This is a genomic window from Xylanibacter ruminicola 23, from assembly GCF_000025925.1.
Lineage (GTDB): Bacteria > Bacteroidota > Bacteroidia > Bacteroidales > Bacteroidaceae > Prevotella > Prevotella ruminicola.
On record NC_014033.1, the window covers coordinates 1989264 to 2007699 of the forward strand.

13 protein-coding genes are annotated in these 18436 nt (G+C 48.8%); 7 read left to right on the plus strand and 6 right to left on the minus strand.

The window, feature by feature from the left end:
• Positions 1 to 2: 2 nt before the first annotated feature.
• From PRU_RS08530 to PRU_RS08540, 3 genes are read left to right on the plus strand one after another with little or no spacing between them, the layout of a single operon-like run.
• On the plus strand, positions 3 to 2036 hold the full coding sequence (locus PRU_RS08530; protein ID WP_013064381.1) for a DUF5686 family protein: 2034 nt from the start codon (positions 3 to 5) through the stop codon (positions 2034 to 2036).
• Positions 2030 to 5257 (plus strand): UvrD-helicase domain-containing protein, encoded by a 3228-nt coding sequence (locus PRU_RS08535; protein ID WP_013063766.1) that lies wholly within the window; start codon positions 2030 to 2032, stop codon positions 5255 to 5257. Before PRU_RS08530 ends, PRU_RS08535 begins: the two co-directional genes overlap by 7 nt.
• Before the next feature lie 28 nt (positions 5258 to 5285).
• Positions 5286 to 7925 carry a PD-(D/E)XK nuclease family protein gene (locus PRU_RS08540; protein WP_013063446.1) on the plus strand — a complete coding sequence of 880 codons (2640 nt, stop codon included), beginning with the start codon at positions 5286 to 5288 and terminating at the stop codon, positions 7923 to 7925.
• Here the strand turns inward: PRU_RS08540 and PRU_RS08545 are convergent, their stop codons facing one another.
• Positions 7926 to 9101, minus strand: coding sequence for an MFS transporter (locus PRU_RS08545; protein WP_013065022.1), 1176 nt, complete (start codon positions 9099 to 9101; stop codon positions 7926 to 7928).
• A 113-nt stretch (positions 9102 to 9214) separates the two neighbouring features.
• Between PRU_RS08545 and PRU_RS08550 the strand changes: the two genes are divergently transcribed.
• From PRU_RS08550 to PRU_RS08560, 3 genes are read left to right on the plus strand one after another with little or no spacing between them, the layout of a single operon-like run.
• Positions 9215 to 10024 (plus strand): RsiV family protein, encoded by an 810-nt coding sequence (locus PRU_RS08550; RefSeq protein ID WP_041385990.1) that lies wholly within the window; start codon positions 9215 to 9217, stop codon positions 10022 to 10024.
• Positions 10021 to 10647, plus strand: a complete 627-nt coding sequence (gene rsmG / locus PRU_RS08555; protein WP_013063284.1) for a 16S rRNA (guanine(527)-N(7))-methyltransferase RsmG — start codon at positions 10021 to 10023, stop codon at positions 10645 to 10647. Before PRU_RS08550 ends, rsmG begins: the two co-directional genes overlap by 4 nt.
• Entirely contained in the window at positions 10647 to 11294 is a 648-nt protein-coding gene (locus PRU_RS08560) for an MBL fold metallo-hydrolase (RefSeq protein ID WP_013064091.1), read from the plus strand. Before rsmG ends, PRU_RS08560 begins: the two co-directional genes overlap by 1 nt.
• Positions 11295 to 11310: 16 nt before the next feature.
• On the opposite strand, the gene PRU_RS08565 is transcribed toward PRU_RS08560, so the two are convergent.
• Complete coding sequence (locus PRU_RS08565; RefSeq protein ID WP_013064285.1) at positions 11311 to 13008, minus strand: SulP family inorganic anion transporter; 1698 nt, start codon at positions 13006 to 13008, stop codon at positions 11311 to 11313.
• Between the two features lie 170 nt (positions 13009 to 13178).
• On the opposite strand from PRU_RS08565, the gene PRU_RS15335 reads away from it, so the two are divergent.
• Positions 13179 to 13799, plus strand: a complete 621-nt coding sequence (locus PRU_RS15335; RefSeq protein WP_049769118.1) for a hypothetical protein — start codon at positions 13179 to 13181, stop codon at positions 13797 to 13799.
• Between the two features lie 12 nt (positions 13800 to 13811).
• Here the strand turns inward: PRU_RS15335 and PRU_RS08575 are convergent, their stop codons facing one another.
• The 4 genes from PRU_RS08575 to PRU_RS08590 all read right to left on the minus strand — a co-directional run bounded on the left by PRU_RS08575 (position 13812) and on the right by PRU_RS08590 (position 18432).
• A complete protein-coding gene (locus tag PRU_RS08575) occupies positions 13812 to 14561 on the minus strand; it encodes an exodeoxyribonuclease III (protein WP_013064433.1) in 750 nt (249 codons plus the stop codon).
• A complete protein-coding gene (locus PRU_RS08580; protein WP_013065377.1) occupies positions 14518 to 15624 on the minus strand; it encodes a PDC sensor domain-containing protein in 1107 nt (368 codons plus the stop codon). Before PRU_RS08580 ends, PRU_RS08575 begins: the two co-directional genes overlap by 44 nt.
• 87 nt (positions 15625 to 15711) lie before the next feature.
• Positions 15712 to 17124, minus strand: coding sequence for a glycoside hydrolase family 57 protein (locus tag PRU_RS08585; protein WP_013064162.1), 1413 nt, complete (start codon positions 17122 to 17124; stop codon positions 15712 to 15714).
• Between the two features lie 39 nt (positions 17125 to 17163).
• On the minus strand, positions 17164 to 18432 hold the full coding sequence (locus PRU_RS08590; protein ID WP_013064849.1) for a glycosyltransferase family 4 protein: 1269 nt from the start codon (positions 18430 to 18432) through the stop codon (positions 17164 to 17166).
• Between the last annotated feature and the right edge of the window lie 4 nt (positions 18433 to 18436).

Consider the following 18436-nt stretch of genomic DNA (forward strand, 5'->3'; position numbering starts at 1 on the left):
CTTTGAGATACGATCAACTATTCACCAAAACACTACTGACCGCCATACTTACAAGTATGGTCATGAGTGTATCAGCGAGCAACAAACGTGACTCGCTGAATATCTTGAATCGTATCTACAATTACCAGCAGGCCAACACAGCAGCCATCGACAGTCTTGAGGATCAGGTGTATGCCAAATTCCGATATCATGTAGATAAGCGCAATGCCATACTGTGGCTCATCCCATCGATGTATGTGATGGCTAAGGACGAGAGGGATTATATACGCGAGTCGTACAGCAAGGTATTGTTTACGAATGCGCACGATTACGACATCACCAACCAGTTGCTGTCAGGCACCATCCGTCATAACCGCAAGGCACTCCCTACCCTGCTCGACTACATGACGCCCAACATCTACGATATCGACTTATACAATGGGCACATGCTCTCGCCCTTCAACAAATGCAACCGCAGGTATTACCGTTTTACCCAGAAGCTGCAGCACGACGGCACCACACGTCTGGAGTTCCGTCCGAAGATATACAACACGCAGTTACTGAATGGTTATGCCATCGTTGACACCAACACCGGGCGCATTATCCGTACACTGCTGAATGGCGAGTATGATATGCTCACCTTCCGCACAGAGATTACGCAGGGCGAGGAAGGCGGGCGATCTATCATGCCAGCCAAATGCACTACAGCGGCTACGTTCCGATTCATGGGCAACAGGATTTCTGCTCTGTTCGATGCCAACTATAACTGTAACAAGACGCTACCCGATTCTGTAGAAAGGATGGATAGCAGGGAACTGATGGATGAGGTTCGTCCCACACCGCTTACAGAAACCGATAAGCATATATACGAGGCCTACGACCAGAAAAACCGTCAGGACTCGATGGTGCAAGACACGCTGCCCAAGAAACAGCGACTTTGGAAGAAGATTTTCTGGGACACCATTGGCGAGAACCTAGTTACACCTATCAAGGCCGAATCGGAGGAAGCCAACTTCAGCATGTCGCCTATCATCAACCCGATGTATGTAAGTTACAGTCATGCCCGTGGTGTGCGTTATAAGATGCGCTTCCGCTCGCAGTACAACTTCTCGGCGCATCGTTATCTAACACTCAACCCCACGTTTGGTTACACCTTCAAGGAGCACCAGTTCTACTTTACGGCACCACTCCGTATGACGTATAACCCAAAGCGTAACGGATATACCGAGGTGATATTTGGTAATGGCAACCGTATCAGTACATCTACGGTGATGGATGTGATAAACGCTGCCCATCAGGACACCATCAACTTCGACAATACGGATATGGACAAGTTCAAGGACCAGCATTTCAGCATCATCAACAACATCATGGTGTTCGACTGGCTGGATATCGAAACAGGTTTCATATACCATCGCCGTTCGGCTGTTAACAAGGAGTTAATGAAGTGTTACGACATGCCAACAGAGTATCGAAGCTTTGCACCAAGCATCGGTCTGAAGTTCTCGCCTTGGCTGAATCGTGGCCCTGTACTTTCGGTAGATTACGAGCGAGGCGTGAAGGGTGTTAACAAGTCGGATTTGGAATACGAGCGCTGGGAGTTTGATGCCCAATGGAAGAAGAAGATTCCAGGCCTGCGATTGCTCAACATGCGTGCAGGTGCAGGTTTCTATACCAACAAGAAGGACAACCTGTTTGTGGACTTCGCTAACTTCCGCGACGAGAATCTGCCTGAGGGATGGGACGACGACTGGAGTGGTAACTTCCAACTACTGCGCAGTCGTGTGTATAACCAATCCGATTATTATCTGCGTGGCAACGTGTCGTACGAGTCGCCTATGTTGGTGGCTACATGGATTCCCTACCTGGGAAAATATATTGAGAAAGAGCGCTTCTACCTGAGTGGTGTATTACTGCAGGATTCGCGCCCCTATTACGAATTAGGCTATGGCTTTACCAACAGATATATCTCGGTTGGTGCCTTTGCCAGTTTCCGTAACACCCACTTCGACCGTATTGGCGTAGAGGTAGAATTTGAACTATTCAGAAGATGGTAAACGAAACACAGAAATCACTCACCGTATATAAAGCCAGTGCTGGAAGTGGTAAGACTTTCACCCTGGCCACCGAATATATCCGCCTGCTGGTAGAGAATCCGCAGAGCTATCGCAATATCCTGGCAGTAACCTTTACCAACAAGGCTACCGAGGAGATGAAGATGCGTATTCTCAGTCAGCTGTATGGAATCTGGAAACAGTTGCCTGAGTCGGACAACTATCTGCAGAACATCCAAACCAAGACTGGTCTTAAGCCAGAGGTTATCAGCGAGCGTGCTGGTATAGCCCTCAACAACCTCACCCACAACTACAACTATTTCCGTGTGGAGACTATCGACACGTTCTTTCAGAGTGTGCTGCGTAACATGGCACGCGAACTCGACCTAACCACCAACCTGCGCATTGGGTTGAACGATTATCAGGTGGAAGAGCTGGCTGTCGACCAACTGATTGAGGATCTGACCACAACAGATGTGATGCTGCAATGGATTCTGAAATATATCATGGAGAATATCTCTGATGATAAATCGTGGAACGTGATTGCTCAGATTAAGAAGTTTGGTCAGAACATCTTTAAGGACTATTATAAAGAGGTAAGCCTCACCCTCGAACAGAAGATGGGCGAGGAAGGATTCTTCGAGAACTATACCACCACCCTACGCGAGCTGAAGAAAGCTGCCGAAGGCTATATGAAAGAGATTGGCGAATCGTTCTTCGATACCCTCGAAGGCGAAGGCTTGAGTGCAGACGATCTGTCGAGTAAGCAGCGAGGTATCGCCAGTTACTTTAACAAGCTCCGTAAAGGCACTTTCGATCCAAGCATTATCACAACAACAGTAAATAATCATCTGGAGAATATCGAGAAGTGGTGCCCCAAAACCCACCCACAGCGCGATGCCGTACTGAACGTGGTTGAGGCATCGCTGTTACAGATACTGAAATGTGCTGTAGAGGCCCAGGAAAAACAATGGAAAATCTTCCAGTCGGCTAATCTCACCCTGCGCCATCTCAACCAGCTACGTCTGTTAAGCAGCATTGAGAAAAAGGTACGCGAGATTAACGAGACTGATAACCGCTTCTTGTTGAGCGACACCCAGCAACTGCTCCACTCGCTCATTGATGGCAGCGACTCGCCTTTTATTTTCGAGAAGATTGGTACCCAACTCAAGCATGTGATGATCGACGAGTTTCAGGACACCTCTACCATCCAGTGGCAAAACTTCAAGGTGCTGCTTTCAGAGACCATGAGTCATGACGATGGCAGTAACCTGATTGTGGGTGATGTAAAACAGAGTATCTATCGTTGGCGCTCAGGCGACTGGCGCTTGCTGAATGGTATTGAGCAGCAATTTAACTCTATGCTAATGGAAATTAAGTCGCTCTCAACCAATTACCGTTCTACGCGTAATGTCATCGATTTCAACAACCAGTTCTTTACCCACGCTGCCAACTTAGAGTATGCATCACTCGAGGAGTTGAACTGCGACGAGCGCGACCAGCTAAAGAAGGCCTATGCCGACGTAACCCAGCAGGTACCAGATGGCAAACCACAAGAAGGCAAGATTACCATCGAGCTGCTGCCAAGCGAAGAGTATCAGGAAGAAGTTCTGGCCCACATGACTGAAAACGTGAGTGAACTCATCAGCCAAGGCGTTAGTCAGAAGGATATCGCCATCCTGGTGCGCTATAACTTCCACATACCCATTATTGCCCAGTATTTTCTGGAGCATCTGCCCTCAGTAAGCATTGTGAGCGATGAGGCATTCCGTCTGGATGCATCGAGTGCTGTATGTCTAATGATTCAGGCCCTGCAACTCCTGCTCACACCCGACGACCAACTTACCAAGGCAGCAATCGTAAAAACCTGGCTCTGCACCGTTCAGGGCAAGGAACTGAGCGATAACGAGTTTATGATAGCAGGTGCCAACCTCGATACCTACCTGCCCGAGGCCTATATAGCTCACTTTGACGAGCTATTAACCCTTCCGCTCTACGAATTGGCTGAGAAGATATACGCTATCTTCGAATTGCATCGCCTAGAGGGGCAGGGTGCCTACCTGTGTGCCTTCTACGACCAGTTGGCTAACTACGTTAACGAGAATACTACTGATATCCAGGCTTTCCTGACAGAGTGGGAAGAATCGCTTTGCAAGAAGACTATCCAAAGCGATGAAACCAATGGTATCCGTCTGATCTCCATCCACAAATCAAAGGGTTTGGAGTTCGACCATGTGATTATTCCCTTCTGCGACTGGCCTTTAGAGAAAACAACTGATAATATTATCTGGTGCCAGCCTAACGAGGCTCCTTTCAACGATCTGCCCATTGTACCTATCGACTATAGTCAGAAGGCGATGTTAGGCACCATCTACGAGGGCGATTACCTGCACGAACACCTGCAGAACATGGTTGACAACCTGAACCTGCTGTACGTAGCCTTTACACGTGCTGCCAAGAGTTTGTATGTGATTGGTAAGCGCGGCGTTAAGAATTCGCGCTCAGCCTTGATAGAGCTCTGTCTGCCTTTAGTGGCTGGCGATATGCCCGATGCCCAGCTGGAAGGCATGGAGAACAATGATGCAGCGATTGTATTCTCGATGGGTTCGTTCTCAGTTGGAGCAACTGAGCAGAAAGAAAAAGCTCCTAGCAAGAACCCCTTCCTGCAGAAGTCAGAGGCTGTACATGTGGCCATCCGCAACTTCGAGAGCAAGGTAAACTTCCGTCAGAGTAATCGTAGTCGCGACTTTATCGAGGGCGACGAGCTGGATCAGCAGCACCGCTATATTCAGGCTGGTAGCGTGTTACACGAAATCTTCTCGACTATACAGACAGAGAAGGATATCCCTGAAGCCCTGCAGCGCTTGCAGTTCGAGGGTATTCTGTACGACGAGGAGATGACTGCCGAAAAGATTACCACCATGCTGCGTAAGCGCTTGGCCGATCCACGTGTAGCCTCGTGGTTCTCACCCCGCTGGACACTCTTTAACGAGTGTACCATTCTCTCTGTAGAAGATGGCGAAGTGAAGGAGCATCGCCCCGACCGTGTGATGACGGATGGCAACGAGTGGATAGTGGTCGACTTTAAGTTCGGCCATCCAAGCCCTGAGTACCATGCCCAGGTGCGCCGTTATATGGACTTATTGCAGTCGATGGGGCACCAAAACATCAAAGGCTATCTGTGGTACGTATATAGCAATCAGATAGAGGAGGTAGAACATTAAACATTAAAGATTAAAGATTAAACATTATATGGGTTCATTCCTTGAACATGTAGCAGAAGACCTGCTTTCCAGATATGGCACCAATCTATCACGAGTAGCTGTGGTGTTCCCTAACAAGCGTGCATCGCTGTTCCTTAACGAGCACCTGGCGCGCCTGGCGCAGAAGCCCCTATGGAGCCCTGCCTATATTACCATCAGCGATTTGTTCCGTTCGCACTCCAAACTGCAGGTGGCCGACCCTATCCTGCTGGTTTGTGAACTGCATCGTGTGTTCACAGCCTGTACAGGTATCGACGAGACGCTCGACCATTTCTATGGTTGGGGGCAGCTGTTGCTTTCCGACTTCGACGATTTGGATAAGAACATGGCACCTGCCGATAAGGTGCTGGCCAACCTACGCGATATACACGAGCTCGACGACACCTCGTACCTCACACCTGAACAGCGCGAGATGATTAAACGCTTTTTCAGCAATTTCTCTGAGGAGCATAACACAGAACTGAAAGAGCGATTCCTTCGCCTGTGGAGCCATATTGGTGAGATTTACCATGCTTACAACCAGCAGTTGGCCGAAAAGCAACTGGCCTACGAGGGTGCCCTCTATCGCCAGGTGGCAACAGACGAGACGTTAGAGTTTGAATACGATACTTATGTGTTTATTGGTTTCAACCTGTTGCAGAAGGTAGAACAAACACTCTTCAGCCGATTGGAGAAGCAGGGCAAGGCCATCTTCTATCAGGATACCGACGAGGTGCCACCACACCACATTAACCTGATTTCGGCTCCTACCGAGAATATCCAGGCACGCTATATCAGCGAGTGGTTGGATGCCGATCGCATTAACGATGGTCGCAAAACAGCCATTGTGCTTTGCAACGAGGGCTTGCTGCAAACAGTTATCCACTGTTTGCCCGAGAATGTTGACAAGATCAATATCACCACAGGTTATCCGCTTGGTCAAACCTCGATAGCGTCGCTCATCAACACGCTTATCAACATGCAGGTGCATGGCTATTCGCTGCGCAAGCAGACCTTTGCACGTAGATGGATTGAGAGCATCAAGCGCCATCCATACGCCACACTGATGCCCGATGATTTTGCCAGTCAGCGTTATACTGATATCCAGCCCTTACTGCATTGGCTCATTAGTCTTACGCAGACCATCGCCACCTCAAAGAGTCCTATCATCGACTCACCACTCGATACTGAGAGCCTGTTCCGTATGTACACCTTGCTTAACAGACTAAGCGGTCTGGTGGATAGTGGCGTGCTGAAAGTGGATGTGATTACGCTGCAACGCCTGGTTGTACAACTGATATCAACCACCTCTATTCCCTTCCATGGCGAACCTGCCGAAGGAATCCAGGTGATGGGTGTGCTCGAAACTCGAAACCTCGACTTCGACCATGTGCTTCTGCTCTCGTGCAACGAGGGTAACATGCCACGTGGCGTTAACGATACCTCGTTTATCCCCTATGCCCTGCGTAAGGCCTACGGACTGACCACAATCGATTACAAGGTATCTATCTACGAGCATTATTTCCATCGTTTGCTGCAACGTGCAAAAGATGTAACCATCCTTTATAACAATGCCACCAGCGATGGTAAAACAGCCGAGATGTCGCGCTTTATGCTGCAACTGATGGTTGAGAACAAGATACCTATCACGTTCCAAACCCTGAAGGCTGGACAAACACCTCAGCTCCATGCGCCTCAGGCCATTAACAAGACACCCGAGGTGATGAGTCAGCTGCAGCGCCGCTTTGCCAAAGATGCAGGCGGCATCAGTCCTACAGCCATCAACACCTATCTGCGCTGCCAACTGCGATTCTTCTATCGTTATGTATGCGAGTTGAAAGAGCCCGACAGCACAGAGGACGATTTGATTGACAACCGTTTATTTGGTAACATCTTCCATAAGGCAGCCCAATTGGTGTACGAGTATCTGGTAGCAACCAAAGCAACCATCACCACGATGGCTATCGACGATTTATTAAAGGAAGAGGTAACGATAGAACGTGTAGTAGATGAGGCCATCAAGCAGGAGTTCTTCCATATCAACGATGCCTCACGTCCATTGCCTCCACTCGATGGCTTGCAGCTTATTAACCGCGAGGTGATTATCAAGTACCTGCGCCAGCTGTTGGAGTGCGATCGCCGTTTGGCGCCCTTCAGCATCCTGGGTCTCGAAAAGCCTGTTAACATCACTTTGAATAATCAGTATATTGCTGGTGTCATCGACCGTTTGGATAGTATTACCGATCCAGAAACAGGACTGGAACGTATCCGTGTGGTAGATTATAAGACAGGTTCGCGCCAGATGAAAGCCATGCCCGATGTGGCAGCCATTTTCTCACAGGAGGCCATCAAGGATCATAGCGATTACTTCCTGCAAACCCTGCTCTATGCCCATATCGTGCGTAGCAAAACACCACAGATGGTGTCGCCATGCCTGCTGTTTATTCAGCATGCAGGTAGCGAGGATTACGACCCTACCCTGAAGATTGGAAAGGAAGCCATCACTGATATAGCAGATTATTCAGATGAGTTTATCACGCTGTTACGTCAACAGCTGGACGATATCTATAATGCCCAGATAGCTTTTGTGCCAACTGACGACCAGCATCGTTGCGAAACATGCCCCTACGCTGCACTCTGTCGAGGGTAATTATCTGTTTTTGTTGTTTGTAAACCAGTTGTGGGTAAAATGGTACATAGCCAAAGCAGCTATTACCAGTACCAAGGCAGCTATCAGTGCGGCTGTAATGTTGCCTTGGAAGATAGCCACACCTGCGCCTACACCCCAAGCGATACCACTCTCCCAGCCTAACAGGAAGGTGCTCTGCGAAGTGCCTCGCTGACAGTGGCGACTCAGTTTGATAAAGAACAGCAGGAAGCGCGAACCTATCAAACCAACGCCCATACCAATAAACAGCGGAGCTGCATACATCACGATAGGCAGATGGCGTGTGATCATCATCAGCAGGGCCACACCCATCAGTATCAAACCTGTTACCACCTCGCTCTTCAACTCAGCATTCTTAAACACAAAGCGCTGCGATAAGATGGCCACAGCAAAGCCCACCATCATCATCGAGTAGAACTGCTCAATCATTACTACCGACAGGATAATACCCACGGCCAAAGTAACCAGTTGCAGGTTTACAAACAGTGGGAATCCATGAGGCAGGAAGAAACGATCCAAGCTAACAGTAGGGATATCATCCTGAGGTGCACGGAAGGGGAAGTTTACCAGCAGCACCAGTACCACCACAGCCATAGCACAAGCCATAGTTGCCAACAGCACATAGTGGAAGCCGGCAATGCGCCCAATGAGCAAACCTGCCATAGGACCCATACTCAGGGCAAATCTCGAGAACCAGGCAGCCGAGTGGTTAGCTTCGGTACGCTGGAACGACTCGCTGGTATCGATAATCAGCGTGCTCGTCAGCACCATCTGGGCCAGTCCGAACACGGCTCCTTGTGCAAAACGCTGCACAAAAACCACCATAGGATTGGCCACACGCATATGCAAACCATCTATATAATACAGGGCTGTAATCAATAGTGCTTCAACCAGCACGGCAAATATGCACACTAAGTTTCTACGATAGTGCTGAACCATATAAGATATGAATGCACCAAGTGCAAACAGTCCTACTCCGAATGCAGCCATAGCAATACCTGCATCCTGAGCCGAGAACTGCTGGGCATCCATCAGCCAGCGGGGCATAGTAGGTACGAGCATATAGACCGTCATAGCCAACAGAAAGTTGGCGATGGCCATCAACCAAAAGTCTTTATGCCACAACCTGATATGTACGGGCGTACTCTGTGAATTCATTCTGGTTTTAATGATTCTTTTATTATTTCGGCTGCAAAATTAGTGATTTTTTATGAGAAATTTGCTATTTTCGAGATTTTAGTGTAATTTTGCGCAAAAATAAGTGCAAAAGTATGACAAACCAACTCAAATACACGCTCATTTTCGTTATTCTCGCCGTTTTTACGGGTTGTAGAAACGATGACGAAGGCAAACTGACTTTCGAGATGCTCGAGTCGGAAAAAACCATACGTCTATCAAACGAAGAGCTATCGCCAGTGTGCAATGTAAGTTTAAAACTGCCCTGCGCCACCAAAGAGAGTGGCGAGGTGGGAAAGAATATTAACGAGGCTGTGGTGTATCGCCTCTTTAACCAGGCCGATATGGGCATGCAAGGTGCCATGGACCAGTTTGCCGAGGCTTACACCATGAGTTATAAAACCAACATGCTGCCTCTCTACAATGCCGATCGTGCCGATACCACCAAACGCTCGTGGTACGAGTTCCATTACATTATCAATGCCACTACCGAGCAAACCTCGAAGCGCACTTTGGCCTATCTGGCCACCATCGACTATAGCGAGGGCCATGCCAACAGCATCCATCAGCTTATCCCGCTTAATTTCAAAGTCGAGACAGGAAAAGAAATCAGGATGAAGGATATTTTTGTGGATGGCTACGAAACCCAGTTGCCACCCGTATTGCTGAAGGCACTCATGGAGAAAACTGAGAGCCAGAACCTTGACCAACTGAAGGAGAAAGGTTATCTGGACCAGGTAGAAATGTACGTACCTGAGAACTTTATTGTGAGCGATAATACCATCACTTTTATTTTCAATCCCTCCGAGATTGCCTCGTTGGAGTTAGGCACTATCGAGTTGGTGCTTACCTATGCCCAGCTTAAGAAATTTGTAAAACCCGCATTTATCAAATCAGTACAATGACAGCAGAGATTATTCAGAAATATTTTCCAGAGCTGAGCGACGAGCAGCGCCAGCAGTTCGACGCCCTCGATGCCCTTTATCGTGATTGGAACACCAAGATTAATGTTATTTCGCGTAAGGATATCGACCAGCTTTACGAGCACCACGTGCTCCACTCACTGGCCATCGCTAAGATGATTAACTTCCGTCCAGGCACACGCATCCTGGATTTTGGTACAGGTGGCGGCTTTCCTGGTGTACCCCTGAGCATTCTGTTTCCAGAGTGCCAGTTTAAGCTGATTGATGGCACAGGCAAGAAGATTCGTGTGGCCCAGGAGGTGTGCAATGCCATTGGCTTGAAGAACTGCCAGCCCACCCATCTGCGTGGCGAGGATGAGAAGGATAAGTACGACTTTATTGTGAGCCGTGCCGTGATGCCCCTCCCCGACCTGGTAAAACTGATGCGTAAGAACATCTCGAAGCAGCAGCAGAATGCCCTGCCCAATGGCGTTATCTGCTTGAAGGGTGGCGATTTGCAGGCCGAGTTGCAGCCCTATCATAAGATTGTAGAAGCCACAGAGATTTCGCAGTTCTTCAGCGAAGAGTGGTTTAAGGAAAAGTACGTTATCTATCTGCCACTATAATGCTACACGTAAAAACCTTCAGTTTTAATCTCCTGCAGGAGAACACCTACGTGGTTTACGACGACACCAACGAGTGTGTGATTATAGACTGTGGCGCCTATTATCAGGAGGAGCGCGATGCGTTGGTAAACTTTATCAACGAGCATCAGCTAAAGCCCGTACATTTGCTATGTACCCATGGCCATTTCGACCATAACTTTGGAATCAACACCGTGTTTGACACGTGGGGATTGAAGCCCGAGATTTCGGCCGACGATGAGTGGCTGATAACAGATATCCCTGGACAGTTCCAGGCGATGGCAGGCATCAAGCTCAACCTGTCATTCCCTGAGCCAGGCCATTACTTTGCCAACGACGAGGTCATCCGTTTTGGCACCCACCAGTTTAAGTTGCTGCGTACCCCAGGCCATACACCAGGTGGTGTTAGCTTCTGGTGCGAAGAAGAGAAGGTGGTGTTTACAGGCGATACCTTGTTCCGTATGAGCATAGGCCGCACCGATTTCGAACGTGGCAGCTATACCGATATCATGCATAGTCTACAGCACGTACTTGCAGCGCTACCTGCCGACACCAAGGTTTATACAGGCCACGGCCCACAATCAACTATAGGCGACGAACAGCAATACAATCCTTATATGAACGCATAAAAAAAAGAGTTGGTGTTTAAACCAACTCTTTTGCTCTTTCTAATGCTATATTGATGTGCGAGCAAATGTTTTCCTCGCCTAACATCTTATCAAATCCGGCCTTATGGAGTACAGCCTGCACTGTTGGGTTCACACCCGAGAGTACTACCTGTATGCCATCATTCTGACTCATGGTACACAGGTTAGTAAGGTTGTGGATACCAGTAGAATCAACGAAAGGCACCTTACGCATACGAATAATGCGCACCTTGGGTCGCTGACCACGCAAGCTGGCCATAATCTCCTCGAACTTATTACCTGCTCCAAAGAAGTAAGGACCGTTAATCTCGTACACTTCTACACCCTCAGGGATAGTCAGGTGCTCCAGGTTACCCATCTGGAAGTCGCTCTGCTCCTCCTCTGGGTCGATCTCATCGCTGATAACCTTCACATCGGTAGTCTCTGCCATACGACGCATGAACAGCAAGCAAGCGCAGATCAGACCAACCTCGATAGCGATAGTCAGGTCGAAGATAACGGTAAGCAGGAAGGTTACACTCAGCACAATCACGTCGCTCTTTGGGTTCTTCATGATCGAAGCGAACGAGCGCCAGCCACTCATGTTATAGCTCACGATAACCAGCACACCAGCCAGACAGGCCATAGGGATATACTGTGCCAGTGGCATGAGGAACAGGAAGATGAGCAGCAGCACGGCTGCATGTACGATACCAGCCACAGGTGTACGTCCACCATTATTAATATTGGTCATGGTACGTGCAATAGCACCTGTAGCGGGGATACCGCCAAATATAGGACTGGCCAGGTTAGCCACACCCTGTGCAATCAATTCGGTATTAGAGTCGTGGCGATCGCCAATCACACCGTCAGCCACAGTGGCTGAAAGCAAAGATTCTATGGCACCCAAAATGGCGATGGTGATAGCTGGCGATACCAGACCCTTAATCACATCCCACGACAAAGCGGGCATTTCAGCATCAGGCAACTGGTTCGAAATACTGAATCTGTCGCCAATGGTTTCTATACTCATTACGCCAGCATACTGCTTCAACAGCAGAGCGGCTACAGTCATGACGATAATTGCAATCAGCGATCCTGGCAGCTTCTTCAGCAGATTGTTGTACTTAGCAACCATAGGCCATGTGGCAATTACAGCTACCGAGCCGATGCCCACAGCAGTGCTCCACCAGTCGATGGTACCAAAGTCGCCGATGTAAGCGCCCCACTTCTCGATAAAATCGCTGGGTACGCTCTCCATGGTTAAACCAAACAAGTCCTTAATCTGTGTGGTAAAGATGGTGAGCGCGATACCGCTGGTAAAACCTACCACAATGGGGTAAGGTATGTATTTGATGATGGTTCCCAGATGCAGCACACCAAACAGAATCAGGAACACACCAGCCATCAGTGTGGCGATGGTCAATCCCTCGAAACCGTACTGCTGAATAATACCATAGATAATAATGATAAACGCACCAGTAGGTCCACCAATCTGTACTTTCGAACCACCCAGCAACGAGATAATCAGTCCGGCTACGATGGCGGTGATGATACCCTTCTCAGGGGTTACACCTGATGCAATACCAAAAGCGATGGCCAGAGGCAGTGCTACGATACCTACGATGATACCGGCCAGCAGGTCGGTGGTAAACTGTTGTTTGTTGTAGTGCCGAAGTGTCGACAAAAGTTTCGGCTTGAATGCAAATGTTGTCATCATCTTCTATTAATCTCTATTAATTCCTTTGTTATCTTGAAAAAACGCGTGCAAAAGTATAAAAAAAACAAATTTTATACAACTTTTGCGCTAACGTATTCTAAAATACTTTATTTTTGTTGCCGAAAATCAAGTCAAATTAATTGTTTTACTTAAAAATTCAAAGCATTATGAAAAAAGTACTTATCGCAGTTGTGGCCTGCATGGCCATGGGTTTCGCATCTTGTGGAAACAAAACTCAGGCTCCTATTGAGGTTACCGACAGTACTACCGTTGAACAAGCCGACGAGGTAGCCGCACTCACCATCACCGCCCTCACAGAGCAGATTGAGGCCAAGGATGCCAACAAGCTCCAGGAGACACTGGCCTCTGTACAGGAACAGGTAAAAGAGTTCGTTACCAAGAATCCTGAGCTCGCCAAGAAGTATGTAACCAAGGTTCAGGAGTTCCTGAAGGCCAATGCCGAGCAGATCAAGGCTTTTGCTGGCGACAATGCCGCTGTAGCTGCTGCTGTTGAAACACTCACTGTTACACCTGCCGAGACATTCGTTAATGGTCTTACCAGTGCTGTAGGTGGTGTTCAGGAGGCTGGTCAAGCAGCTGTAGATCAGACAGTTGATGCTGCCAATGCTGCAGTTGAGGGTGCCAAGAAGGCTGGTCAGGATGCTGTTGACAACACCAAGAAGGCCGCTGAGGATGCCGCTAACGCAGCTAAGGAAGATGCCAAGAAGAAGGCTAACGATGCCATCGACGAAGGCGCCAATAAGCTGAAGAAGGGTCTGGGACTTTAATCCCAAACACACTTACTTCAATGTTAACTCTACTGGGCAGTGATCGCTGCCCAGTATTTGTGTATGTATCCGGGCATCGTCCATGCGCTCACGCAATCGGTCGCTAATCACAAAATAGTCGATACGCCAGCCAGCGTTCTTCTGGCGTGCCTGGAAACGATAGCTCCACCACGAGTAGGTTACCTGCTCAGGATACTTATAGCGGAACGAATCGGTAAAACCACTGGCCAACAGGGTTGAGAACTGCTCGCGCTCCTGATCGGTAAAGCCGGCATTCATACGGTTGGTCTTGGGGTTCTTCAGGTCAATCTCCTGGTGTGCCACATTCAGGTCACCACACAGTATCACAGGTTTCTTGGCATCGAGGCCCTTCAGATAGGCACGAAAGTCGTTCTCCCATGTCATACGATAGTCAAGGCGCTTCAACCCATCCTGCGAGTTTGGTGTGTAGCAGGTTACCAGGTAAAAATCCTCCATCTCCAAAGTAATCACACGGCCCTCGTGGTCGTGCTCATCAATCCCTATGCCATAGGTCACGCTCAATGGGTGGTGCTTGGTAAAGATAGCCGTACCACTGTAGCCTTTCTTTTCGGCATAATTCCAATAGCTCTCATAGCCCTCAAAGGCCAAGTCGAGCTGACCAGCCTGCATTTTTGTTTCCTGCAGACAGAAGAAGTCAGCATCCAACTCACGGAAAGTGTCGCTAAACCCCTTTCCTTCACACGCCCTCAGGCCGTTCACATTCCAACTTATCAGTTTCATATCTATTCTTAAAATCTTTTTTCATATAAACATACGCCACGGCTACCAGGACAAACATGCCCACCAGCACATAGGCCATCAGCTTGAGCACGTACATAAGGCCCAGCATATCAATCTGTCGGCAGGGCACCACCGTTACCATGGTCCAGTCGGTGTACTTCAGCGGTGTATAGAAGAAGTAGCTCTCCTCGCCATTAAACAGATAGCGCTCCTGTGTTTCGTCGCTACTCTGCTCTCCTGCCTTCATCTTGCGTTCCAGCAGGGTTTTCTTACCACTCTTGCTACCCCTTACGTGGTGGAAGAACTGGCCCTCCAATAGCTTTTCTGCCTTGGGGTGCGTGATAAACTTACCATCGTAGTTGATGATGAAACTCTGCGATTTCAGTCCCATCACCTTGGCAGCAAAATTGTTCTGGGCATTATAGGTGCTGTCTGTCTCGTCCAGCTTCCCTGTCAGCCATTCCAGTGAAATATCGGCTCCTAATACAGCCACAGGCTTGCCCTCAGCATCGTGTATGGGCACCATATAGGCCACCAGAGTGGTTGATTTGTCGTAGCCATCGTAGAAGGGATCACTCCACTCGCAGGTATCGCCCTCAATCACACTTCTGAACCAACGGTCGTTCAGGTAGTCAAAATCCTGATCGCCCTTCAAATCCGTCAGTATCTCATCGCGATTCTTGGGGTTACGCCAGGCAAAGGGACAGTATTTCTCACCCTTCTCCGGATAGTAGTTCTTGATAAAGTTCATGCCACAACTATGCACACGATTACCATTACGCACAATACGTGTCATAGCGTCGATTTGGGTCTCAGGTTTGTCGAGCGATTGCTCAATGTAATACACATGGTTCGAAACCTGTACATACACATCCGACAGCACGCGGCGCGTGTACTCATAGTTAATGAGCATACGCATATGAAAGTTCTCTGCATACTGTTTGGTAATACCGTTCAGCGTGTAGTGATAAGAAACAAACCCCACGCACACAGTAATTACCAAGCCACACAACAAGAGTCGGACAGCAATTTTTGCAGGTAACGATTTAATTCTTCCTTTCATAAGCCCAAACTTTTTTTGATTCTCTTTGAGTGCAAGAGAGCTCGCTATAGGGTTAGCAAGCTCTCTTAATGGTATAGCAAAGCCGATTTATGCTTCGGCCTTTGTCTCTGCTTTCTTGGCTGCTGGCTTTTTAGCAGCAGGCTTCTTGGCAGCCTTTGGCTTGGCAGCGGGTTTCTCGGCCTTGGCAGCCTTACCCTTGCAACCCTCCAGCTTCTCCAGCTTGGCCTTGAGTCGGGTAATCTCCTTATCCTTCATCTCAATCTCATCACCCTGGTTCTTAATGGTGGTGAGCAAGCCCTCCAGCTCGTCGTTATCGATATCGAGTGGATAAAGGGCATTTACACGATTGATAAAGTCGCCCAGGATGTTCATATAGTTGGTGAAGGCATCGAATGGTCCGCTGTAGATACCACGATCCAGTCCTACGTTCGAAGGCTTGGTGGTCATGAAACGGAAGTTGTTCGAAGCCTGCAGATAATCCCAGTCCTGATTGATGCGGGGATCGTTGGCGATACGCAGACGATCGGCCACACTGTACAGTTTGTTGAAAGCCTCGCGCTGCATAGCGTTACCCAACCAGCAGCTAACGTCGCGCTCCTCGTCGACCCATGAGAGGGTATCAGGCACATCCAGCTGACTCACGCTCTTACAAGCCTTGCAGATTTCTGTAGGTGTAGAGAAGGTGATACCCTTGGCCTTGGCCTGTGCAGGCAGAGCCTTCAGGAAGTCGAGGATGTTAGAGCTGAGTGGCTGGGCGATACCCAGAGCCGAGAGCTCCATGAAGATATTTACAATCTGCTCCTCTTCGGGCAGACGGGCGATACGATCGATATAGGCATCGGCAAACAGTGGATAGCCATCCCACTCTGAGTTGTTGAATCGCAAAGAAATATCATCGCTCAGTTCGATATCACGCAGCAACAGCTTCAGGTTTGGAGCCAGGTTGCAGTGGTAAACATAGTGTGGACTCTTCCATCCCAGCACGTGCTTAGCACCCTCAGTAAGCATACCCTTGAAGCCCATCGAGGCTACCTGAGCACCGATATCATCGCTATAGATAAGTGACGAGTTACGCAATACGGTAGGCTTCTTGCCAAACAGCTCCTCGATCTTAGCACACTGCTTCTTTACATCCACAGCAAAGCTATCGGGGTTAGCCAGCGACGACAAACCATGGCTGTAAGGTTCGGCCAGGAACTCTACGCAGCCAGTCTCGTTCATAGCCTGCAGCTTTTCGAGCACCTGTGGTGCATGCATCTCCAACTGCTCGATACCAGTACCACTCAGTGAGAAAGCCACCTTGAAGTACTTGCCATGCTCGTTAATCATATCGTGCAGGGCATTGAGTGCGGGCATATAGCTGCGCTCGGCAATGTCGCTGATGCTACGCTCGTTCTCGTAGTCATCATAGTAATAATGATCGGTACCGATATCAAAGAAACGGTAACGCTTCAGATGAATAATCTGATGTATCTCGAAATATAAACAAATTGTTTTCATAACATTTTTAATCTTTAATGTTTAATCTTTAATGTTTAATTATTCCCATCCTAAGGTGCGGAGGTAGAGGGTACGGATCCATGCGCCCACCTTCTCCCATGTAATCTGGTCAACCTCCTTCTTACCCTCATCCTTCAGGTAGTTAAAGAGCGACTCGTTATGACAGATGGAGTAGATGGCATCGGCCAGCGCGTGGATGTCCCAGTAGTCGACCTTGATACAGTTATCAAGAATCTCGGCACAGCCACTCTGCTTTGAGATGATGCTTGGGGTTCCGCACTGCATGGCCTCCAAGGGCGAGATACCGAATGGTTCGCTCACCGAAGGCATGACGTACACATCAGAGTTCTTCAGGCACTCGTACACCTGCTTGCCACGCATAAAGCCAGGGAAGTGGAATCTGTCGGCAATGCCACGCTCGGCAGCCAGATGGATCATAGCGTCCATCATATCGCCTGAGCCAGCCATACAGAAACGCACGTTGCGGGTACGATGCAGCACCATGGTAGCGGCCTCTACAAAGTACTCAGGTCCCTTCTGCATGGTGATACGACCTAAGAAGGTAACCACCTTTTCCTTGCCAGTATGGTCAGGACGTGGAATATCCTGATACTCCTGTGGCAATGGGTACACAGCATTATGAACGGTAAAGCACTTGCGTGGGTCCTGATGATACTGGTTGATAACCGTCTGACGGGTTAATTCGGATACACACATGATACAATCGGCCCAGTCCATACCATTCTTCTCGATGCTGTAAACGGTAGGATTAACCTTACCACGCGAGCGATCGAAGTCGGTAGCATGAACATGGATACACAGAGGTTTGCCACTTACCTGCTTGGCATGGATACCAGCGGGGAAGGTGAGCCAGTCGTGAGCGTGGATAATATCAAACTCCTCCGTGCGGGCCACCTGTCCGGCAATGATCGAGTAGTTATTAATCTCCTCGTGCAGGTTGCCAGGATAACCACCGGCAAACTCCATCGCACCAAGGTCGTTCACGTTCATATAGTTAAAGTCGGCGTAGATATGCTCGCGCAACTTAAAATAGTAATCGGGATCCATGATATTGCCCACGCGCTGCTTCACGTAGTCGTAATCTACATCGCGCCACGCAATGGGCACAGCATTCATGGCAACGATACGGCAGGCATGCTGACTCTCATCGCCAAAGGGGTGAGGCAAGCACAGTACCGTCTCGATATCGCCCTGAGCCTTCAGGCCTTCAGAGATACCATAGTTAGCGGTGGCCAATCCACCGAATACGTGAGGAGGATACTCCCATCCAAACATTAATACCTTCATAGCA